The sequence below is a fragment of the Robiginitalea rubriflava genome, assembly GCF_052540725.1.
Genome location: NZ_CP199309.1, coordinates 2,866,361 through 2,889,254, shown reverse-complemented (window position 1 = coordinate 2,889,254; position 22,894 = coordinate 2,866,361). Strand labels below are relative to the sequence as shown.

17 protein-coding genes are annotated in these 22,894 nt (G+C 46.9%); 8 read left to right on the top strand and 9 right to left on the bottom strand.

Annotation, left to right across the window (positions count from 1 at the left end; genetic code table 11):
• Window positions 1–40: 40 nt before the first annotated feature.
• Together ACT6NU_RS13020 and ACT6NU_RS13015 are read right to left on the bottom strand one after the other, a co-directional pair.
• On the bottom strand, window positions 41–661 hold the full coding sequence (locus ACT6NU_RS13020) for an L-threonylcarbamoyladenylate synthase (RefSeq protein WP_445382106.1): 621 nt from the start codon (window positions 659–661) through the stop codon (window positions 41–43).
• A 53-nt stretch (window positions 662–714) separates the two neighbouring features.
• Complete coding sequence (locus ACT6NU_RS13015) at window positions 715–3,033, bottom strand: ATP-dependent helicase (protein ID WP_445382105.1); 2,319 nt, start codon at window positions 3,031–3,033, stop codon at window positions 715–717.
• A 144-nt stretch (window positions 3,034–3,177) separates the two neighbouring features.
• Here ACT6NU_RS13015 and ACT6NU_RS13010 point away from each other — a divergent pair, with 144 nt between their 5' ends.
• The 4 genes from ACT6NU_RS13010 (at window position 3,178) to ACT6NU_RS12995 (ending at window position 6,512) form a co-directional block, all read left to right on the top strand.
• Entirely contained in the window at window positions 3,178–3,720 is a 543-nt protein-coding gene (locus tag ACT6NU_RS13010) for a DsrE family protein (RefSeq protein ID WP_445382104.1), read from the top strand.
• Window positions 3,721–3,729: 9 nt separating this feature from the next.
• Window positions 3,730–5,004, top strand: a complete 1,275-nt coding sequence (locus tag ACT6NU_RS13005; protein ID WP_445382103.1) for an amidohydrolase — start codon at window positions 3,730–3,732, stop codon at window positions 5,002–5,004.
• 90 nt (window positions 5,005–5,094) lie between these two features.
• Window positions 5,095–5,883 carry a hypothetical protein gene (locus ACT6NU_RS13000; protein ID WP_445382102.1) on the top strand — a complete coding sequence of 263 codons (789 nt, stop codon included), beginning with the start codon at window positions 5,095–5,097 and terminating at the stop codon, window positions 5,881–5,883.
• Between the two features lie 110 nt (window positions 5,884–5,993).
• Complete coding sequence (locus tag ACT6NU_RS12995; protein ID WP_445382101.1) at window positions 5,994–6,512, top strand: DUF7935 family protein; 519 nt, start codon at window positions 5,994–5,996, stop codon at window positions 6,510–6,512.
• Between the two features lie 11 nt (window positions 6,513–6,523).
• Here ACT6NU_RS12995 and ACT6NU_RS12990 read toward each other — a convergent pair whose 3' ends face one another.
• Together ACT6NU_RS12990 and ACT6NU_RS12985 are read right to left on the bottom strand one after the other, a co-directional pair.
• On the bottom strand, window positions 6,524–7,423 hold the full coding sequence (locus ACT6NU_RS12990) for a patatin-like phospholipase family protein (protein WP_445382100.1): 900 nt from the start codon (window positions 7,421–7,423) through the stop codon (window positions 6,524–6,526).
• Window positions 7,420–9,498: a M1 family metallopeptidase gene (locus tag ACT6NU_RS12985; protein WP_445382099.1), complete on the bottom strand. Its 2,079-nt coding sequence runs from the start codon at window positions 9,496–9,498 to the stop codon at window positions 7,420–7,422. Before ACT6NU_RS12985 ends, ACT6NU_RS12990 begins: the two co-directional genes overlap by 4 nt.
• Window positions 9,499–9,579: 81 nt before the next feature.
• Between ACT6NU_RS12985 and recG the strand changes: the two genes are divergently transcribed.
• The 4 genes from recG (at window position 9,580) to ACT6NU_RS12965 (ending at window position 15,473) form a co-directional block, all read left to right on the top strand.
• Entirely contained in the window at window positions 9,580–11,685 is a 2,106-nt protein-coding gene (gene recG, locus ACT6NU_RS12980) for an ATP-dependent DNA helicase RecG (protein WP_445382098.1), read from the top strand.
• A gap of 210 nt (window positions 11,686–11,895) precedes the next feature.
• A complete protein-coding gene (gene leuC / locus ACT6NU_RS12975) occupies window positions 11,896–13,305 on the top strand; it encodes a 3-isopropylmalate dehydratase large subunit (protein ID WP_445382097.1) in 1,410 nt (469 codons plus the stop codon).
• 20 nt (window positions 13,306–13,325) lie between these two features.
• Window positions 13,326–13,922 (top strand): 3-isopropylmalate dehydratase small subunit, encoded by a 597-nt coding sequence (gene leuD / locus ACT6NU_RS12970; RefSeq protein WP_445382096.1) that lies wholly within the window; start codon window positions 13,326–13,328, stop codon window positions 13,920–13,922.
• 30 nt (window positions 13,923–13,952) lie between these two features.
• A complete protein-coding gene (locus tag ACT6NU_RS12965) occupies window positions 13,953–15,473 on the top strand; it encodes an alpha-isopropylmalate synthase regulatory domain-containing protein (RefSeq protein ID WP_445382095.1) in 1,521 nt (506 codons plus the stop codon).
• A gap of 5 nt (window positions 15,474–15,478) precedes the next feature.
• Here the strand turns inward: ACT6NU_RS12965 and ACT6NU_RS12960 are convergent, their stop codons facing one another.
• From ACT6NU_RS12960 to ilvD, 5 genes are read right to left on the bottom strand one after another with little or no spacing between them, the layout of a single operon-like run.
• Window positions 15,479–17,068 carry an NADP-dependent glyceraldehyde-3-phosphate dehydrogenase gene (locus tag ACT6NU_RS12960; RefSeq protein ID WP_445382094.1) on the bottom strand — a complete coding sequence of 530 codons (1,590 nt, stop codon included), beginning with the start codon at window positions 17,066–17,068 and terminating at the stop codon, window positions 15,479–15,481.
• A gap of 46 nt (window positions 17,069–17,114) precedes the next feature.
• Window positions 17,115–18,590, bottom strand: coding sequence for a ketol-acid reductoisomerase (gene ilvC / locus ACT6NU_RS12955; RefSeq protein WP_445382093.1), 1,476 nt, complete (start codon window positions 18,588–18,590; stop codon window positions 17,115–17,117).
• A gap of 34 nt (window positions 18,591–18,624) precedes the next feature.
• Entirely contained in the window at window positions 18,625–19,152 is a 528-nt protein-coding gene (ilvN, locus tag ACT6NU_RS12950; RefSeq protein WP_445382092.1) for an acetolactate synthase small subunit, read from the bottom strand.
• Between the two features lie 49 nt (window positions 19,153–19,201).
• Window positions 19,202–20,935 carry a biosynthetic-type acetolactate synthase large subunit gene (gene ilvB, locus ACT6NU_RS12945; protein WP_445382091.1) on the bottom strand — a complete coding sequence of 578 codons (1,734 nt, stop codon included), beginning with the start codon at window positions 20,933–20,935 and terminating at the stop codon, window positions 19,202–19,204.
• Between the two features lie 12 nt (window positions 20,936–20,947).
• Complete coding sequence (gene ilvD, locus ACT6NU_RS12940; protein ID WP_445382090.1) at window positions 20,948–22,624, bottom strand: dihydroxy-acid dehydratase; 1,677 nt, start codon at window positions 22,622–22,624, stop codon at window positions 20,948–20,950.
• Between the last annotated feature and the right edge of the window lie 270 nt (window positions 22,625–22,894).

Below are 22,894 nucleotides of genomic sequence, written 5' to 3'. Positions count from 1 at the left end.
TGTAGTATTTCACTACGGGGCTTTTTTATTACAGTATTTATTACAGTATGTTTAATGGGCCCTTACCTTCCCGTATCAATTCGGGTTCCGGGCCAGAAAGGTCAATCACCGTAGATGGAATGTTGCCCCCGTAGCCACCGTCTACCACCGCATCTACCAGATTATCCCATTTTTCCTTTATCAGTTCCGGGTCTGTGGTGTATTCAATAACATCGTCCTCATCCTTGATGGAAGTGGAAACAATTGGCCTTCCCAAACCGGAAACCAGGGCATGCGCTATGGCATTATCCGGTACCCGTATCCCCACGGTCTGCCTTTTTTTAAAATCTTTGGGAAGGTTGTTATTTCCGGGCAGGATAAATGTATACGGGCCCGGGAGAGCTCTTTTCAGGATTTTGAAGGTGCGGGTGTCAATTTGTTTGACATAATCTGAAAGGTTGCTGAGGTCTGCACAGATAAAAGACCAATTAGCTTTTTGGAGCTTTACCCCTTTGATTCTGGCCAGGCGTTCCAGGGCTTTGGAATTGGTAATATCGCAGCCCAGGCCATAAACCGTATCTGTAGGGTAAATCACAAGGCCGCCACCACGAAGAATATCCACTACCTGCTTTACAGCCTTGGGATTGGGGTTTTCCTCATAAATCTTAATAAATTCAGCCATTTTGAAACGGTGTTGGTGCATAAACTGACTGTATTTCAATCAGCCAGTTTCCTTTATTCTATAAGGCGGAGTTTGGCAAATCGCAACAATAACTTTTTAATATCGCCGCGCTCAAATTGTATTTCGGCTTTCTTATCGTTTCCGGCTCCTTCTATCTTCAGGACCTTTCCCTTTCCAAAACGGGAATGATCTACCAGACTGCCTTCAAAGAGCTGCTGATCTGTGAACTCTGTATCCGTGCTTGCCGGACTGGTCTGGGGTTTAATTTTCCGAAGCCTTCGCAATTGGCTGGCCGTAGGATGGTTAGGCCTGGGAGGTGTTCCCTTTTCAGGTTTTTGCTGCCTGAGCCTGCTTTTATCGACATCCCCGAAAATATCGGCATTCAGAAGCGGCCTGAAACGATAATTGTCCGCCGGGGTCAGGTTATCGATAAATTGTTCATCGATTTCCTCAATAAAGCGGCTGGGTTCGGCATCTATAAGTTTTCCCCATCGGTACCGATTTTGGGTGTAGGTAAGGTAGGCCTGTTTCTCCGCCCTTGTCAGGGCCACATAAAACAAACGCCGCTCTTCTTCCAGTTCGCTTCTGGTATTCATGCTCATGGCAGATGGAAACAGATCTTCTTCCATCCCGACTATAAATACATGCGGAAATTCAAGGCCCTTTGCCAGGTGAATGGTCATTAAAGCAACCCTGTCCTCATCACCGGTATCCTTGTCCATATCTGTTGCCAGGGCTACGTCTTCCAGAAATTCACTCAGGTTGCCAGTAGCATCTGCCAGTTCCTTCTGCCCTTCCACAAAGTCCTTGATCCCGTTGAGCAATTCCTCAATGTTTTCCATCCTGGCAATCCCTTCCGGGGTTCCATCTTTTTTAAATTCAAGCAGAAGGCCTGATTTTTTGGCCACGTGTTCGGCAAGTGAAAAAGCGTCTGCCTGCTCGTTGAAGATCTGGAAACTTTTGATCATGGCTACAAAATCTTCCAACTTCCTGCGGATACCCGAATTCACCGGAACACCGGATTTTTGGACATTTTCCATAACCTCAAAAATGGTCTGACCACTTTGGTTCGCGGCAATGGTGAGCTTATCCACGGTTGTTTGCCCAATGCCGCGGGCCGGAAAATTAATAATGCGTTTCAGGGCTTCTTCATCCCCGGGATTAACGATCAGGCGTAAATAGGCCAGAACATCTTTTATTTCCTTGCGCTGATAAAATGAAAGACCCCCGTAGATGCGATAGGGAATATCCCTTTTGCGGAGCGCATCCTCAATGGCACGAGACTGGGAATTGGTGCGGTATAAAACCGCAAAATCCCCATTGGGTAGCTGCTGCTGCATTCGCATCTCAAAAATAGTAGAAGCCACAAACCTGCCCTCTTCGGCGTCGGTAGGGCTCCGGTGTAGTTTAATCCGGCCACCTTCGTCATTTGCCGTCCAAACCACTTTCTCCAACTGATTTTTATTTTTGGCGATAATGCTATTGGCTGCATTTACGATATTCTTGGTGGAGCGGTAATTCTGTTCCAGCCGATAAACTGCCACATCATCATAGTCCCTTTGAAAGTTGAGGATATTGGTAATATTTGCTCCCCTGAAAGAGTAGATGCTTTGGGCATCGTCCCCAACCACGCAAATATTCTGATAGCGGTCTGCAAGTGCCCGCACTATTAAGTACTGTGAATGGTTGGTGTCCTGATACTCGTCTACAAGAATATAGCGGAATCGCTCCTGGTATTTCATCAGCACCTCTGGGAAACGTGTAAGCAGCTCATTGGTACGCAACAGCAGGTCGTCAAAATCCATAGCTCCTGCTTTAAAGCATCGGTCAACATAATTCTTGTAGATCTCACCAAGTCGCGGCCTTTTAGCCATGGCATCTGCCTCCTGCAGTTCCGGATTCTGATAGTAGGCCTTAACTGTAATCAGACTGTTCTTGTAGGAAGAAATTCGCTGCTGTATTTGTTTGTACTTGTATACGTCCTTATCCAGGCCCATTTCCTTGATGATGGACGCGATCAGACGCTGGGAATCCTGGGTATCGTAAATGGTAAAGTTACTGGGGTATCCCAACTTGTCCCCGTCGTAGCGAAGCAGCCTCGCAAAAATAGAATGGAAAGTGCCCATCCATAAGTTTTTGGCTTCTGAGCCGCCCACAATATCTGCAATCCGCTTCTTCATCTCCCGGGCAGCTTTATTGGTAAAGGTCAGTGCCAGAATATTAAAGGCATCCACTCCCTGGTTCATCAAATGGGCAATCCGATAGGTAAGGACCCTTGTCTTTCCGGACCCTGCCCCGGCAATTACCATCAAAGGACCATCCTTGTGCAGAACAGGGGCCTTCTGGGCTTCATTCAATTCTTCTAGAAACATGCCTACCTCCATCTTTTCAGAGGATGAATTTAGACATTATTCACCGCAACCTCAAACGGAATCAGATTAGAATTATAAACAATATGACTCCCTTTTAATAGCAATTTAAATATCTTTAAGACCTGGATACTTAATCCTATTCAAATGCGCATTTATTCCAGGTTGGTTTCAATACTTATTTGCCTGAGTTTCTTCACCCTCTCATCACAGGAAAAGCAAACCGGACCGGTTATTGAACACTATGGCGCCATTTGGGATATTCAAAATACCAGCTATCTGGTAAACAAAGAGCAGCTTTTTAAGGTTGTATTCGATGTTATGACAAGTCCGGACGCTAAAGAGGCCATCAATCCATCCCTTGAAACAGCCGCCAGATTCCTGAACATGCATGCCCGAAAGGGAGTCCCCGGAGATCGTATGCAGGTTGCAGTGGTGGTTCACAATGCGGCTACCCCGGATGTATTGACCAATGAACACTACCGGGAACGATTTGGTACAGACAACCCCAATACCGGCTTGCTCAACGCCCTTATGGATGCCGGTGTAGAAATTATACTTTGCGGGCAATCGTCGGTAGCACGTAAAGTACCGATAGAACAGGCGCAGGCAGGAGTACTCCTTTCGCTGTCTGCCATGACTGCCCTGATCCAGTTGCAGAGCGATGGCTATCAGTTAATAAAATTTTAAATTAGAGATATGAAGAAAATTACCTTTCTATTGTTCATTTTGATTTGCGGAAGCCTGGCTGCCCAGACGTATTCCCTTCAGGAAGACTACAAAACCATTGAACCCAAGGTGGTCCAGTGGAGGCGCCAAATTCACCAGACTCCAGAGCTCTCGAATCGTGAATTTAAGACGGCGGAGAAGATTGCTGCCCATCTAAAATCGCTTGGATTAGAAGTTCAGACCGGGGTAGCACATACCGGGGTGGTTGGAATTCTCAAAGGGAATTCTCCGGGCAAAGTTGTTGCCCTCCGTGCCGATATTGATGCGCTTCCTGTAACGGAAAGAAATGACCTTCCCTTTCGCTCAGAAGTCAGAGCGGAATTCCTGGGGGAGAAAGTTGGGGTAATGCATGCCTGCGGACACGATACACATACAGCCATCCTGATGGGGGTAGCAGAGGTCCTTAGCCGGAATAAAGACCAGATTAAGGGCACGGTCAAGTTTATATTCCAACCTGCCGAGGAAGGGCCACCCCCGGGGGAAGAAGGTGGTGCCCTGTTGATGGTAAAAGAAGGTGTCCTCAAAAACCCGGATGTAAACGCCATTTTTGGCCTTCACATCAATTCCATGACTCCAACCGGGGTGATCCGCTACAAGTCTGGCGGTACCATGGCTGCTGCACAGAGCTTCACCATCCATGTTAAGGGAAAACAATCGCATGGTTCACAGCCCTGGGCGGGAGTCGATCCCATCCTGATAAGCGCAAAAATCATCGATGGCTTACAAACGATTATCAGCCGCGAAACGAACCTGACTAATGAGGCTGCTGTTATTACCGTGGGCAAGATTAAAAGCGGGGTCCGTTTCAATATTATACCGGAAAGTGCTGAGATGCTTGGAACTATCCGCACCCTGGATTACGATATGAAAGACCATATAAACAAACGAATGATGGAGATGGTTCCCAATATTGCGAAAGCCTACGGGGGTGAAGCGACCATTGAAATAAAAGATGCCACGGATATTACCTATAACGACCCGGATTTGGTGAGCCAGATGCTGCCTACCCTTGAAAGGGTTGCCGGGGGCGCAAATGTGCAAACCCAAAAAGCCATTACAGGGGCTGAAGATTTTTCGTATTTCCAACGAGAAGTACCCGGATTCTTTTTCTTTCTGGGCGGAATGACCCCGGGAAATACGGAACCCTACCCCCATCACACCCCTGATTTTTATATAGATGACAGCGGTTTGATTCTAGGCGTAAAAGCACTTACTGAATTAAGCCTGGACTATCTGAATAATTAGTATTTTTTATTATGCGGGTTTTGGGCATTTGTTCAAATCTCCATCGAATGAAGTCATTTTCGGGAGTATATTTGCCAAATAGAATGTTATATGAAAATTAATTTACTACGCTCCGGCTCACTTTGGGTCTTTATTCTGATACTCAGCGTTTCCGCCGGGCTAAACGCCCAGAAAAAACGGGAGTTGATAGCCAGTATTGATAGCCTGAAACTCGTGATCCGGAATCTGCAAACGGATTTATCCAGAGCAGAACAAAGGGAAAAAGCAAGCCAGGCACAGGCTGAACTATATGAGAATCAGGCTAGCGAATTAAAATCTGCCAACGCCACCCTACTTAAAAACCTCAATAATTTTGCCGAGGTATCCAGCAAGAACACTTCTGCCCTGAGCCAGACCCTTTCCTCTCTTGAGGCAAAAGAAGGGCAGCTGCGGAGCATTGTTGAAACCTTCAGCCGGAATGATTCCGTAATCATTGCCCTGCTCAGTCAGGCCAAACAGAGCCTGGGCGCAACGGCAAAACTGAAGATTTCCTCAGGAGGATTATTGGTTTCAGGAGGGTTAAACGAGGTGTTTACTGAAGAAGGCGGTTTAACAATCAGTGATACCGGGACAAAATGGCTTGAGGGTATCGCCAAGCTTGCAGGAATGTATCCTGAACTGAATCTTACGGTTGAAGGCCTTTCCATGACCGGAGAAATTTCCCTGGCGGCACGGCAGGCATCTGCCGTTATGAATACGCTACGAGACAGCTTGAAGATCGGGGAGAGCCGATTGAGCTCCAGGGGGCGAGACGGGAATTTCAGTGAAGGAATCGATGTTATTCTGCACCCGAACTACCGAAGATTTTATCTGGAGACCAGAAAGGAGATTCAGAATTAAAGATCCGCTCATTTTTCCATAATTTTTCGGAAAGAATTCCGCAGGCTTAATATACTTTTTGTGATTTTCCTGCGTTTTCAAATGCGAAAACCAATCTAAACATATCTTTCATGACGGGCGACGGAATCTTTCAATTATTCGCATATTTATTACCTGCAGTAGTAACCGGTGCAGTTGCTTTTTATTTCTTCCGGATGCATACCCGGAATGAGGAGGGCCGTCGCAGGTTCCTGCTTCATAAAGACAGCCAGAAAAACAGTCTTCCGATCCGGCTGCAGGCTTATGAAAGAATGGCCCTTTTTCTGGAACGGATCTCCATCCCCAGCCTGGTGGTTAGGGTAGCGCCAAAATCTGCGGATAAAGGGGATTATGAAAACCTGCTGATACGCAATATCGAAAATGAATTTGAGCACAACCTGTCACAACAGATCTATATGACTGACGAGTGCTGGAATATTATCAAAGCTGCCAAAAACGCTACTATCCAGGCCATTCGAAAAGCAGGGATGAGTACGGCAGACAGTGCTGAAAAATTACGGGAAGATATTCTCAATGAGACTATGGACAAAGCCTCCCCATCCGCCACCGCCCTTTCTTATGTCAAAAAAGAAATCGGGGAACTCTGGTAAGCCGTCCGGACTCATTCCAGGGCACTGCTTTCCTCACCCTTGGATGCTGCGTATAAATACCCGCTTTTCCACCATTTCGACATTTGTTCCCGGTCAAAAACCAGCGAATTGGTTGTAAGTACTGTAGGGGTAAAATAAAAGTTGATAATCGCATCGTTATGCGTGGCCACGTATTTCCCTATTTTAATATTATGTTGCTCTATGCGATCCAGCATAAAGCTAAACATATTGGTCAGCAGGGAAAAGACATTCTTTGAAGGCATTCTGTTAATATGGGAAACTTCGGTATGAAGGATAATAGCATCCACCTCCCTCGCCCCTCTTTTAATAGCTTCTTCTATGGGAACCATACATCCCAGCCCTCCGTCTGCATACTCACAGCCATCCTTACGAACAAGGCTCATAAAAGGCGTATAATTGCAGGAAATCCAGATCCATTCACAAAATTCTTCGTATTCGAAATCATTGATACTCTTGTATTCCACCTGGTTCAGCGATAAATTGGATACCGTGACCACAATATCTTTGGGACCCTTCTTTAATTTTCGGAATTCCTCAGGGGTGATGGATTTCTTGATCAGATCCAGCAAATGATAGCTCTCCCCAAAGGTTTTACTGCCTTTATAAAAGTTTCTGAGCACATTCCAGTGATTTATTCCGATAGTGGCTATCCCGTACTTTCGCTGTATGGTAAAGGGACAATTGCTAAAAATGCTGTTTTGATTTACCGAGGTATATATTTTCCTGATTTTTCCTATTTTATTCAAGGCCAGATGCGAGATAAGCAAGCTACCGGTTGAGGTTCCCAAAAAAAGGTCATACGCGTTGGGGTGCTTTTCGAGTAAAAATTGCGCCACCCCGCCGGCAAAAGCCCCTTTACTACCCCCTCCGGAAATAACCAGTGCTCTCATAAAGCTTCTATTTTTTCATAAATATACGCATAGGTTTCCCTGCTGAAACCCCTGCTCACCATTTCCCAATATTCCCGGTCTGGCCGTTGTTCCAGTAGTTGCAGAAATAATGCACGTGAAAATTTCTTAAAACTCCATCTGTGATGTTCTGTGGCCTGTATTAAATCTTTGATATTTTTATTGTTAAAAGCATCTACCTGATTTAATAATTCAAATGCCTTTTCCCGGTCTTCTGCAGCGTAAAAAGGGCTTGTGGTCTTCCGTAAGGCAGCCAGGTTTTCTGCCAGCACATCCTGATAAGCCGGAGTGAGGGCCGTAAGCAGCAGCCAGCTCTGCCGCAATGGAAGATGAACAAGACTGCCGTTTTGCTGAAGTCTGTTCAGAACAATTTCCCGCTGCTCCGGATAACTCAACCATAAACGATACAACAGCGTTTCCCGCAATTCATAGCTGGGCGCATCCAGCAAATTGAGCGTTTGCTTTAACAACGAGGGTGGTAAATTTATTCCATCAGCTACAAGCGCCTTTTGTTCCATTAAACTTCCCTCTGCTAAAACCTGCTCAAGTATATTTTCCGGAAGGGAGTCTCCGAAGGCCTTTATGAGTTGTTTCCTGTAAAATGGGGAGCGGGAATCCCCCCAGGCTTCGCTAAGCTCTTTATCTGAAAGCGCAGCAGCAACCAACCGTTTTTCCGATTCCATAAATTTTCGGATGGATGCAGACTTCCCACGTAAATATTCCAGAGCTTCCCTATAAGGGAATTCCGGGGATTCCAGCCAGGCTGCTCTGAAGGTATTTAAAGACTTTCCCCACTCCCCTTCCATAATTGAAAGGAAATCATTTACTGTGGCATTGCGAAAGGCAAATTTTTCCAGATATTTTCGAATTCCTGCACGATAAACATCCTCACCAAGTATTTCACGTAAAAATATAAGGGCCCAGGCACCTTTTTCATAAAAGGTCAGGCTATCAGCCCCCGGGTCCAGAAGAGACCTCCCCCTGCCCTCCTCTTGTGCCTTTTGCAGGGCCTTACAGCTACTGTACAGCTTCCAGTACATCTGGTCGTCACCTTTTATAGCTGCTTCTGCCAGGTAGGCATAAAAGGTGGCAAAACCTTCATGCAACCAGTGGTTTTTACCGTCTGTTTCGGTTACCAGATTGCCAAACCACTGATGCGCCATTTCATGCGCATTGATATTGAGATAGGGCAGGTCATTGACTGCAATACTGTCTGTAAAATAGCGATCAGAAAAAAAGGTCGCAGTGGTATTCTCCATTCCCGCATACATAAAATCGTGCAATGGGACTTGTTTGTAATTTTTCCAGGGATAAGCGTATCCAATCTCCCGTTCCAGAAAATCGAATATAGTGGCCGTATGCAGGTATGTATTCCGGGCAAGTTCCTGATCATCTTTTGGGAAATAATTCAGGATGGGGATACCGCTGGCGGATTGAACCGTGTCTGCCCTGAAATGCCCAATGGCGAAAGCCAGTAAATAACTGCTCATAGGTTTGTCCATTCGATAATGCCAGGTCGCCAGGGAACCTGTAACTTCCTTGCTTTGGAGCTGTCCGTTTGCAATAACCTCATAATCCGGGTCGAAGATAATATCCAGGTCAAAAACCACTTTCTCCTTCATTTCATCAAAACTGGGAACCCAGTGGCTGCTGTATTTTCCCTGGCCCTGTGTCCAGATTTGCTCATTTCCGGGAAGGGAATCGTTCCATCCAAAAAAATAAAGGGTTTGCCTTGGGCGGGCGGTATAGTCTATTTGGAGATTGTATACCCCTGCCGTTTCCGGAGCCAAAACCCCTAAACGTTTACCGTCGTATAAAAAAGGAACTTCCCGGTTCTCCAGGGTTACTTTTTTTATCCGCATTTTTTGCGCATCCAGATGCAAGCTGTCTACATTGCCATTGCCAAAGAAGGTATACCTTACACTTCCTGCTATTGCTGCATTTGCAGTATCCGGGCTAATGCTGATGTGCGCCTTTTGGAAATCAACATCTGCTCCCTGGCTCATGGCCAGGAGCATTGGAAAGAACAAGAAGAAAGTTCGAAAGCTGATACGCATACGGATACCGGGGCAAAAATCAATCCAAATTTAGCGATTTGACAGGTTGCAGTTGAAATTACGAACCCTTAATTTAGTCCAATGCATCCCAAAGCCCTGCAGACTTCCCTGAGTTACCTGAAAGGCATCGGCCCCAACCGGGCGAAATTGCTTCGTTCGGAGCTGGGCCTGGAGACCTACCAGGATTTGCTATACCTCTTTCCAAACCGTTATATAGATAAAACACAATTCCATAAAATAAGCGACTTGCAGCGCAATAGTGCCGAGGTGCAGCTCATAGGCAGGCTTATCCATATTAAAACCGTTGAACAAAAACGCGGAAGCCGGCTGGTGGCCACTTTTAAGGATGATTCGGGCCAGATGGAACTGGTCTGGTTCCGGAGCCAGAAATGGATTCGCGAACGTCTGAAACTGAATGAGGCTTATGTGATTTTTGGCAGGACAAAATGGTATAATGGTATGTTTTCCATGGCCCATCCTGAAATGGAACTGCTAAGCACCTTTAAGGCACAGAAAAGGGTGCGCATGCAACCGGTCTATCCTTCAACCGAAAAATTATCCAAACAGGGTATAACCAACCGGATGATCAGCCGCTGGATGCTGCAATTGCTTACTGAGGAAAAGGTGCCGTTGAAAGAAAACCTGCCGGAGGATATCCGGGGAAGCTTGCAGCTGATGGACAAACAGCTGGCGGTTTCACAACTGCATTTCCCGGATGATCAAAAGCTGCTGGCCCGGGCAGAGTTCCGTTTGAAATTTGAGGAATTCTTTTTTGTGCAACTGGCACTGCTAACCAAAAAACGCCAGCGAAAAATAAAAATAAAAGGGCTTCCTTTCGAAAAGGTCGGAGAGCATTTTACGGACTTTTACGAAAAGCATCTCCCCTTTGAACTGACTCCTGCTCAGAAAAGAGTCATTCGGGAAATCCGTTCCGATCTGGGGAGCCATGCCCAGATGAACCGCTTGCTTCAGGGGGATGTGGGTTCAGGTAAAACCATAGTAGCCGTCATGTGTATGCTGCTGGCCCTGGACAATGGCTTTCAGTCATGTCTGATGGCCCCAACGGAAATCCTCGCCCAGCAACACTATCAGGCAGTCCATGAACTGCTGGAGCCTCTCGGGATAGGCGTGGCACTTCTGACCGGCTCCGTTAAGGCCCGGGACAGAAAACCCATACATGAAGGCCTGGAAACAGGGGAATTACCTATTCTGATAGGGACACACGCCGTCCTGGAAGATGTGGTAAGTTTCCAAAACCTCGGACTGGCCATAATTGACGAGCAGCATCGATTTGGAGTGGCACAGCGAGCCCGCCTCTGGAAAAAGAATGCAACCCCACCGCATATTTTGGTAATGACAGCTACTCCTATCCCCCGTACCCTTGCCATGAGTCTGTACGGGGATCTGGACATCAGTATTATAGACGAATTACCTCCGGGCCGGAAACCGGTCAAAACCGTTCATCGAACCGATGCAGACCGTCTGAAGGTGTTCCGATTTCTGAAAGATGAAATTGCCAAAGGGCGTCAGGTTTATATCGTTTATCCGCTCATTCAGGAGTCTGCGGCCTTTGATTACAAAGACCTGATGGACGGGTATGAAAGTATCAGCCGTGAATTTCCGGGCCCGGATTTCCAGATTTCCATCGTGCACGGACAAATGAAGCCTGAAGCAAAGGAATTTGAAATGCAGCGTTTTGTTAAAAAACAAACCCAATTAATGGTTGCCACCACGGTTATTGAAGTAGGGGTTAATGTTCCCAACGCCTCGGTAATGGTAATAGAGAGTGCCGAGCGGTTTGGCCTCTCCCAGCTCCACCAGCTAAGGGGGCGGGTAGGCCGTGGAGCCGATCAGAGTTATTGTATCCTCATCAGCGGTCCTAAACTTTCTGAAGATGCCAAAACAAGGCTTCAGACAATGGTTCGCACCAATGATGGCTTTGAAATCGCAGAAACCGATCTGAAATTAAGGGGCCCGGGAGACCTGATGGGCACACAGCAAAGCGGGATACTGAACCTGAAAATTGCAGATGTGATCCGCGACCGCGATATCCTGGAAACTGCACAGTACCACGCCGGCATGGTGCTAAAAGAAGATGGCGGACTGGAATTACCCAAACACCGGGTGCTTCGCGACAAACTCAGCAGAATGGAGGCTTTCAGGAATATCTGGGATTACATTAGTTAAGGCACTAGAAGCATTTCATTCAAACTCTCTGAATTTATATTTTACCGGATTATTCCAGACAATTCTCATGTGGTTTATCCTGAAAAAGTCATTTGAAAGAGCCGTATCCGGATTTGAACATCGTAATTTACCCTGGCATTGGTTTTCTTCCCAAAGGCATATTTATACTTTTGTAAGTTCTAATGAATCTCGCCAAAAGCAAGAAGAAAGATGAGCAAAACACTATTTGATAAAGTCTGGGATTCCCATGTGGTTCGCAGCATTGATAATGGGCCTGACGTACTTTTTATCGACAGACATCTGGTTCATGAAGTAACCAGCCCAGTAGCCTTTCTGGGGTTAAAAAACCGGGATATTCCTGTGTTGTATCCCGAAAGAACTTTTGCAACCGCAGACCATAACACCCCAACCCGGAACCAGCACCTGCCGGTAAAAGATCCGCTGTCTGCCAAACAGTTGCAGGCACTTGAGGAAAATGCCCGGAAACATAGCATCCCCTATTGGGGCCTGGGGCATGAAAAAAATGGGATTGTTCACGTAATCGGACCTGAAAACGGCATTACAGTACCCGGAGTGACCATTGTCTGCGGGGATTCCCATACTTCCACTCATGGAGCCTTTGGCGCCATAGCCTTCGGAATTGGAACCTCCGAGGTTGAAATGGTGCTCGCCACTCAGTGCATTATGCAACCCAAACCCAAACGCATGCGCATCAATATCAGCGGAAGTCTGAGCGAAGCGGTAACCCCTAAGGATGTTGCCCTTTATATCATTTCAAAACTTACCACCTCCGGAGCCACCGGATATTTTGTGGAGTATGCCGGAAGTGTATTTGAACAAATGAGCATGGAAGGGCGGATGACGGTGTGCAACCTGAGTATTGAAATGGGTGCCCGCGGGGGTATGATTGCCCCGGATGAAAAAACCTTTGATTATATAAGGGGCAGGGAATTCGCACCTCAGGGTGAGGCCTGGGATGCTGCTATGGAATACTGGAAGACGCTGTATTCAGACCCGAATGCAATTTTTGACAAGGAAATAAACTTCAATGGGGCCGATATAGAACCCATGATCACCTACGGGACCAACCCCGGGATGGGCCTCAGCATTTCCAGGAAGATACCAAAGGCTGAAACTCTCGATGGCGGAGTTGCCACCTATAAAAAATCCCTGGAGTACATGGATTTTCACGAAGGGGAATCCATGCTTGGGAAAAAGATCGATTTTGTTTTCCTCGGAAGCTGTACCAATGGCCGGATAGAGGATTTCAGGGCTTTTGCCCAGATAGTTGAAGGCCGGCAAAAGGCAGCCAACGTTACCGCGTGGCTGGTTCCCGGATCCCATAAGGTAGAGCAGGCCATCCGTGAAGAAGGGATCCTGGATATACTGGAAGCAGCAGGCTTTGAACTCCGCGAACCGGGATGTTCTGCCTGCCTGGCAATGAACGACGATAAAATCCCGCAGGGCAAGTATGCTGTAAGCACCTCAAACCGAAATTTTGAGGGCAGGCAGGGACCCGGTGCCAGAACACTCCTGGCCAGCCCCCTGGTTGCAGCTGCTGCTGCTGTTACAGGCGAGGTTACAGACCCAAGAGAACTGCTTAAAACAGCATTGGTTTAACAAAAAGACGATATATAAACATGGCTTACGATAAATTCACAATCCTTAAAAGTTCTGCTGTCCCGCTTCCCATTGAAAATGTGGATACAGATCAGATCATTCCTGCCAGATTTCTCAAGGCGACCCAGCGTGAGGGCTTTGGGGATAATCTTTTCAGGGACTGGCGATACAATTCGGACAACACCCCCAAGGAACATTTTGTGCTGAACAACCCGCTATACAGTGGAAAGATCCTGGTTGGAGGCAAGAACTTCGGTTCCGGTTCCTCACGGGAGCACGCGGCATGGGCCGTATACGACTACGGGTTTCGCTGTGTTGTCTCCAGCTTTTTTGCAGACATTTTCAGGAATAATTGTTTAAATATTGGCGTGTTGCCGGTACAGGTAAGCGCTGGTTTTTTGCAACAGATATTTGAAGCTATTGAGGCCGATCCGAAAACGGAATTGGAAGTCAACCTGCAGGAACAACGCATTACCATCACTTCCACGGGTGCATATGAGACTTTCGAGATCAATGGGTATAAAAAAGATAATATGCTGAACGGTTTCGACGATATAGACTACCTGCTCAACATGAAGAAGGACATAGAAACCTTCGCAAAACAGACCCCCCTCTAAACATCACCTTATTTTTTAGCCAGGCCCCCTATGCAAAAGCGGCGAATTGAAATTATGGACACCACCCTAAGGGACGGGGAACAAACCTCCGGAGTATCTTTTACTTCCTCGGAGAAATTGACCCTGGCACGCCTGCTTTTACAGGAATTGAAAGTGAACAGGATTGAGGTGGCTTCTGCAAGGGTTTCAGAAGGGGAGTTCGAATCTGTAAGGCAGATTACCGAATGGGCAGCCTCCGAAAAGTTGCTGGACCGGGTAGAAGTCCTGAGTTTTGTAGATGGCGGAGCCTCCCTGAAATGGATGGAACTGGCTGGTGCAAAGGTTCAGAATCTCTTGACTAAAGGATCGCTGAATCATCTGAAGTATCAACTTAAAAAAACACCTGAGGAGCATTTTAAGGATATTGAAAAGGTAATCCAAATGGCCACTGAACAGGGGGTTACCACTAATGTCTATCTGGAAGATTGGAGTAATGGCATGCGCAATTCTCCCGAATACGTTTTTGAATTTCTGGATTTTTTGCAAACCCAGGACGTAAAAAGGATACTGCTGCCGGACACACTGGGAATCCTTACCCCTCGGGAAACCTTTGCGTTTCTTTCTGAAATTGTCAAAAAATATCCCCATCAGCACTTCGATTTTCATGGCCACAATGATTACGACCTGAGCGTGGCAAACGTAATGGAAGCCATAAAGGCAGGAATCCACGGCTTACACCTGACGGTTAATGGAATGGGGGAACGGGCAGGAAATGCACCCCTGGCGAGTGTGGTGGCTGTCATTAATGACTTCCTTCCGGAGGCAGAGATCAGCATCGCGGAAAGTTCTCTTTTTAAAGTGAGTAAACTGGTATCTGCCTTTACCGGGATTGGAATTCCCTCCAACAAGCCTATAGTTGGAGACAATGTATTTACACAAACTGCTGGTATACATGCTGATGGAGACAATAAGAAAAACCTTTACTTTAATGATTTGTTGCCGGAAAGGTTTGGGCGAAAACGGAAATATGCCTTAGGGAAAACCTCGGGCAAGGCCAATATTCAGAAGAATCTGCAGGAACTCGGGCTTTCGCTTAATGAGGAGGAAATACGCAAAGTGACGGCACGGATTATTGAGTTGGGCGATAAGAAAGAAAAGGTTACAAAGGAAGACCTCCCCTACATTATTTCAGATGTATTGGGCAGTGATACGCACAAACAGTCTGTTTTTATCCGATCCTATGTGCTGACTCATGCCAAAGGCCTGCAGCCTTCTACCACGGTCTCCCTCGAAATACAGGGGAAAACCTATGAAGAGAATGCACAGGGAGATGGGCAGTTTGATGCCTTTATGAATGCGCTTCGCAAAGTTTACCGCAGTCTTAAAATACCATTGCCCACCCTTGTTGATTACGCTGTTCGGATCCCTCCCGGGTCCAATTCCGACGCCCTTTGTGAGACCGTCATTACCTGGAAAGAAAAAGAAAGGGAGTTTACCACCAGAGGGCTGGATTCAGACCAGACCGTCTCTGCCATCAAGGCAACTGAAAAGATGCTCAATATTTGCCAGTAAGCCTTTTAAAGTATATACTCCGTACTGATAAAATTGGAGAGCTTGGTATCCAGCAATTGTTCTACTGTTTCGTTATTTAAAGAGTTATCCTTAAAGGCTACGAAGGTCCTGATAGAGAAAGACCGCAGTGCATCGTGAACGCTCAGAGTAGACTGGGCAGAATCTTTACGTCCGGTAAACGGATACACATCCGGGCCGCGCTGGCAAGAGCTATTCAGGTTAACCCGGCAGACCAGGTTGGCCAGCGTATCGATCAAAGGCGCCAGTGCATAGACATCCTTGCCGAAAAGGCTCACCTGCTGCCCGTAGTTGCTCTCTGCCATATCATCCAGCGGCTCATCGATCTCTGTAAAGCTCAGCACCGGGATTACAGGGCCAAATTGCTCTTCCTTATAGACCCGCATATCTTTGGTGACCGGGTAGAGTACGGCCGGCCAGATAAAATTATCAAAGCGCTGCCCTCCTTTTTCATTTATGATCTGGGCTCCTTTTGCAAGGGCATCGTCAATAAGTTCCTGAATGTAATCCGATTTCCCGGGTTCCGGCAATGGTGTAAGCTTCACCCCCTTATCCCAGGGGTTGCCAAAAGTGAGAGCGTCCACCCCGTCCGAAAACTGCCTGAGGAAGGTCTCACAAATGTCTTCATGTACATAAACCACCTTTAAGGCAGTACACCTTTGTCCATTAAAGGAAAGGGTTCCGGTGAGGCATTCCTGTACGCTCAGTTCCAGGTCGGCATCCGGAAGGACAATGGCAGGGTTTTTAGCTTCAAGCCCAAGAACCAGCCGGAGCCGGTTGCTTTTGGGATGCTGGTCCTGCAAGGCATTGGCCGACTTGCTGTTTCCTATTAAAGCTAAAACATCTACTTTCCCGGTCTTCATAATGGGGGCAGCTACTGCCCTGCCCCTTCCGAAAAGGATATTTACCACCCCTTTCGGAAAGCTGTTCTGAAATGCCTCCAGAAGTGGTGTAATTAGCAATACCCCGTGCTTTGCCGGTTTGAAAATAGTAGTATTCCCCATAATGATGGCAGGGATCAAAAGGGCAAAGGTTTCGTTAAGCGGGTAATTATAGGGCCCCAGACAAAGCACCACTCCTAATGGCCCCCTTCGGATATGTGCGTAAACCCCCTGATGCTTATGGAACTTGGCAGAGTTCCGGTCTAACTGCTTATAATCTTCAATGGTATCGTGAATGTATTCAACGGTCCGGTCAAATTCCTTTTCGGAATCCGGCAGGGATTTCCCGATTTCCCACATCAGCAATTTCACAATCACTTCCCTTTTTTGCTCCATCTGCGCCACAAACTTCTCCATACATTCGATCCGTTCCCGGACCCGCATGGTGGGCCATATTCCTTTTCCTTTATCAAAGGCCTTAAGGGCAGCTTCAAGTGCCTCCATAGCCTCTGGCTCCCCCATGTCCGGGATGGTACCCAGCAGGGTAGGTTTATAGGTCTCACTGCTGGAAATAGTGGAATACACTTCTGACACATCCCCTTTCCAGGATTTCAATTCCCCGCCCACCAGGTAGGTTCGCTGATCCAGGGTAGCGTCAATTTGATAAATTTTTGGAATGGCTTGTAAATCACTCATTATTGGATGCTGTTATGGATTTTGTTAAAGATACGCGTAACCAGTCTCAAACAATGGGTTTCATTGCGGTCATGGACTCACGCAGCCGGGCTCCCACCACTTCTACGGGGTGTGTTCGCAATACTTTATTTACGGCTATCAACTTCGCATTATCCACCCCATTGTCGTCTTCAGCCCCATAAGACTTTCCGATAACATCGGTTTGTATCTTTTTCATAAATTCTCCCAATAGCGGCTTACAGGCGTGATCAAATAAATAACAGCCGTATTCTGCGGTATCGGATATAACCCGGTTCATTTCGAATAGCTTTTTACGGGCTATGGTATTGGCAATAAGGGGTGTTTCGTGCAGGGACTCATAATAGGCAGACTCCCCGATAATCCCCGATTCGGTCATGGATTCATAGGCCAGCTCCACTCCGGCTCTTACAAAAGCAACCATTAAAACCCCCTTGTCATAGTATTCCTGTTCTGAAATATCCATTTTTCCGGCCGGCGTCTTTTCAAAAGCTGTTTCTCCGGTGGCTGCACGCCAGCTTAGCAGGTTTTTATCGTCATTGGCCCAATCCTCCATCATCGTTTTTGAGAAATAACCGCTCATGATATCGTCCATATGCTTTCGGAACAGCGGCCTCATTATGTCTTTCAGCTCTTCGGATAATTCAAAGGCCTCAATTTTTGCAGGGTTGGATAATCGGTCCATCATATTGGTGATTCCTCCGTATTTAAGTCCCTCAGTAATGGTTTCCCATCCAAATTGGATCAGTTTGGATGCATATGCGGGTTCTATCCCTTCTGCAACCATCTTGTCAAAACACAGAATGGATCCGGTCTGCAATAGCCCGCATAATATAGTCTGTTCCCCCATAAGGTCTGATTTCACCTCTGCGACAAAGGAAGACTCCAGTACCCCCGCTTTATGCCCTCCGGTAGCTGCTGCATAGGCCTTGGCCTGGGCCAGACCTTTGCCTTCAGGATCATTTTCAGGATGCACGGCTATCAGCGTAGGCACCCCAAACCCCCTTTTATATTCTTCACGCACCTCCGAGCCCGGGCTTTTTGGAGCTACCATAATAACGGTCAGATCCTTGCGCACCTGCATGCCTTCCTCTACAATATTGAACCCATGCGAATAAGACAGGGTTGCCCCTTTTTTCATCAGCGGCATTACAGCACCAACTACTGCTGTATGCTGCTTGTCCGGTGTTAAATTGATTACCAGGTCTGCCGAAGGAATCAGTTCCTCATAGGTGCCAACGGTGAATCCGTTTTCAGTGGCATTTACAAAGGAGGCCCGCTTCTCCTGTATGGCTGCCGCCCTCAGGGCATAGGAAATGTCCAGACCGGAATCTCTCATATTCAGGCCCTGGTTCAGGCCCTGGGCTCCGCAACCCACAATTACAATTTTCTTTCCTTTTAAAGCCTTTACCCCCTCGGAAAACTCGGAAGCTTCCATAAATCTGCATTTTCCCAGTTGTTGTAATTGCTCCCTAAGGGAAAGGGTATTAAAATAATTTGTCATTTTCTTTGTGTTTGTAAGCTTAGTTTTTCAATTATTATGCATGGTGAAATCCTTCCAGGATTTTGGAAATTGGCATTTCTGACTTGGTTACGGCAATTCTTCCGGAGCGTACAAACTGCATAATGCCGAAGGGTTCCAATTCATCGTGCATCTCATCAATTTCATGCCTCCTGCCCGTTTTGGCGAGAATAAAAAAATCACGGCTAACCGTAACAATCTGTGAATTGCTTTCCTTGATGATGTTCTGGATCTGACGTTCATCGAACAAGAGATGGGAGGCAATTTTAAAAAGTGCAGACTCCTGGTAAATAATCTCATCATCGGTGTGATAGAAGGCTTTGATCACTTCTATCTGCTTTTCGATCTGAGAGACGATCCGCTCTGTCCATTCTTTGGTGGTGTGTACAACTATTGTAAATTTCGAAACCTCCTCTATTTCTGATTTAGAGACATTTAAGCTTTCTATATTAATATGTCGCTTTAAAAATATACCCGATATCCTATTCAGTAATCCAACATTGTTTTCTGAATATACCGAGATGGTGTACCATTTTTTTTCCATAGTATAATTGCTCAGTCCTTGTACAGGATTTTGTCGTTTAATGTATTGTTTATTTTAACCTGATATCAGACACCGATGCTCCGGAAGGGATCATTGGAAACACATTGTCCTCCTTCTCCACACGTACTTCAAGGAAATATGGATCCGGGGAGGCGATCATTTCTGCAACGGCAGCCGCAAGCTCGGCCCTCTCTTCTACTCTTCTGGCTTTTATATAATACCCCTCCGCTATTTTAACAAAATCCGGATTGGTCATAACAGTGGAAGCATAGCGCTTGTCAAAAAATAATTCCTGCCATTGGCGCACCATCCCAAGATGGTCATTGTTGAGGACCACTATTTTGACAGCAGTTTTATTCTGAAAGATGGTGGCGAGTTCCTGAATGGTCATCTGATATCCCCCATCTCCGATAATGGCAACTACTTCGCGATGACTGGCCCCCATTTTGGCTCCAATGGCCGCCGGGAGTGCAAAACCCATGGTTCCAAGGCCTCCGGAGGTAATATTACTCTTTGTTTCGCGAAATTTTGCATAGCGGCAGGCAATCATCTGATGTTGCCCCACATCGGAAACAATTACCGCCTGATGATCAGTTGCCGTATTGATCTGTGCAATTACCTCTCCCATGGTGAGCCCGGCTTTTGTTGGGAACAAATCCTTTTCGATTACGGTCTTGTATTCTTCTTTATATAGCTTATGAAATTTTTCCACCCAGGCCTTGTGGCTGTTGGCTTTGACCTTGGGCAGCAGTTGTGAAAGCGTTTCACGTGCATCCCCTAGCACAGCAACGTCCACAGCTACATTCTTGTTGATCTCAGCCGGATCAATTTCAAAATGAATAATCCTGGCCTGTTTGGCATAGGTGTTCAGGTCACCGGTTACCCGATCATCGAACCGCATCCCTATGGCAATTAGCAGATCGCACTCATTGGTTAGCACGTTGGGGCCGTAATTCCCGTGCATGCCAACCATCCCCACATTAAGGGGGTGATCTGAGTCCAGGGCAGACAGCCCTAAAATGGTCCATGCCGCAGGAATACCAGATTTTTCGACCAGGGCCTTAAGTTGTTCCTCGGCCTGCCCCAGGATGACGCCCTGACCAAAAACTATATAGGGTTTTTTTGCCGCATTGATCAGTGCTGCTGCCTCTTCAATAGCTTTGGGATCAGGAGTTGGATAGGGATCATAACTCCGGACCCCTTTGCAGGGACCGTATTCAAAATCCAGCTCATCAAATTGTGCGTTTTTGGTTATGTCTACCAATACCGGCCCCGGGCGCCCTGAGCGGGCAATGTAAAATGCTTTCGCCATGATCTCCGGGATTTCCGAAGCCTTGGTGATCTGATAATTCCATTTGGTAACCGGGGTTGAAATCCCGATAATGTCCGTCTCCTGAAAGGCATCTGATCCCAGCAAATGCCGGGGCACCTGCCCGGTTATACACACCATGGGGGTGGAATCGATCTGGGCATCGGCCAGTCCGGTAACGAGATTAGTAGCCCCGGGGCCAGAGGTAGCCACTGCCACCCCAACTTTCCCACTAACCCTGGCGTAACCCTGAGCAGCGTGAGTAGCTGCCTGCTCATGACGGGTCAGGATATGCGTAAGCCGGTCCTGAAATTTGTATAGCTCATCGTAAACAGGCATAATGGCACCTCCGGGGTATCCGTATATCAAATCCACACCTTCTTCCAACAGGCATTGAATAATTGCCTCTGCTCCGCACATTCTTTTGGGAGGCGCAGTTTTAGGTGCCTGTTTCATGGTTTTTGTTTGTTCCATACTTTTTCTGGATTAAATTTCATCCGTGACGCAGCCTTTGGAGGCCGGTGAAACGGTTTTGGCATATTTATATAAACTACCCTTGCTAACTTTTAATTCGGGTGCTCGCCATTGCTGACGGCGTCTTTGTAATTCTTCTTCACTCAGCCCTACTGTAATACTATTGGTTTCTGCATCTATTGTAATGACATCCCCATCCTGAACCAGGGCAATGTTCCCTCCGGCCTGTGCTTCCGGACAAACATGTCCAACCACAAATCCGTGTGTGCCGCCGGAGAATCTTCCATCGGTAATCAGGGCCACTTCCTTGCCCAGGCCAGCGCCCATTATGGCAGAGGTTGGCTTCAGCATTTCGGGCATTCCAGGACCTCCTTTGGGCCCTTCATAGCGGATTACGACCACATCCCCTTTTTGCACCTTTCCTTCACCAATTCCCTTATTTGCTGCAAATTCATCCTCAAAAACCTTTGCAGGGCCTTCAAAGCGCAGGCCCTCTTTTCCGGTAATTTTGGCAACAGCCCCTTCGGTGGCCAGGTTGCCGTACAATATTCGTAAATGCCCCGTCTGCTTTATAGGGTTGTTAAGGGGTCGGATCACCTCCTGCCCTTCACTTAGGTCTGGTACCTCCTTCAGGTTTTCAGCTAGTGTTTTTCCGGTTACAGTAAGGCAATCTCCATGGAGCATTCCGTTTTGAAGCATAAACTTCAATACAGCCGGTACTCCTCCAACGCGGTGTACATCTTCCATCAGGTATTTCCCGCTGGGTTTCAAATCCGCAAGGAAAGGGGTTTCATCGCTGATTCGCTGGAAATCATCGAGGGTAAAAGATATATTGGCAGCTTTGGCTATAGCCAGGAAATGCAGTACTGCATTGGTGCTTCCCCCCATTACCACAACCAGGCGAATCGCGTTTTCCAGTGATTTTTTGGAGATTATATCCAAAGGCTTGATGTCCTTTTCAAGCAGCTCGCGTAAAGCCTTTCCTGCTTTTAAGCAGTCCTGTTTCTTTTCTGTCCCAACCGCCGGATTGGAAGAACTATATGGGAGTGACATCCCCAGAGCTTCAATGGCGGATGCCATGGTATTGGCTGTATACATCCCGCCACAGGCCCCTGCACCAGGGCAGGCATTCTGAATAACAGCCTTGTAATCTTCTTCGTTGAGGTTTCCAGCTACTTTCTGGCCCCAGGCCTCGAAAGCGGAAACTACATCCAGTTTTTGATCTTTCAGGCAGCCTGAGGCGATCGTTCCCCCATATAGCAATATGGAAGGTCTGTTGAGCCGGATCATCGCCATCAGGGCTCCGGGCATGTTCTTGTCACATCCCACAACCGTAATCAGGCCGTCGTAATTCATGGCCTGCACTACCGTTTCCATGGAGTCCGCAATAATATCCCGGGAAGGCAGGGAATACCGCATACCGTAAGTTCCCATGGAGATGCCGTCACTGACTCCAATAGTATTGAAAATCAACCCTACCAGATCCTTTGAGGCTACCCCTTCTTTTACATGGGTGGCAAGGGTATTGAGATGCATATTGCAGGGGTTGCCTTCATAACCGGTACTGGCGATGCCTATCAGGGGCTTGTTTAAATCTTCCTCGGACAACCCAATGGCATACAACATAGCCTGAGCCGCTGGTTGGGTTGGGTCCTGGGTTACATTTTTACTGTATTTATTCAGTTGCATTTACCGCTTTGATGTTTTTTGTTAAAAAGCTATTGTATCAAAGATATAGGATTGGCAGTCCTTCAGGGAAAATTGAATCGAGTACATACAAATCCATTTTTGTTTAAATACAGTATAACCACTGTATATCAGTAACTTAAGTAAAATATATTACCATATTCAAACCGATTCCGGAGTGGGTAGTTTCAGATCAAAAGGGATTCTTTGCCATCAAAATCGGAAAATAAAGCTTTATCGGCGGGAAATAGTATTTTTAGCATTTGCAAAATA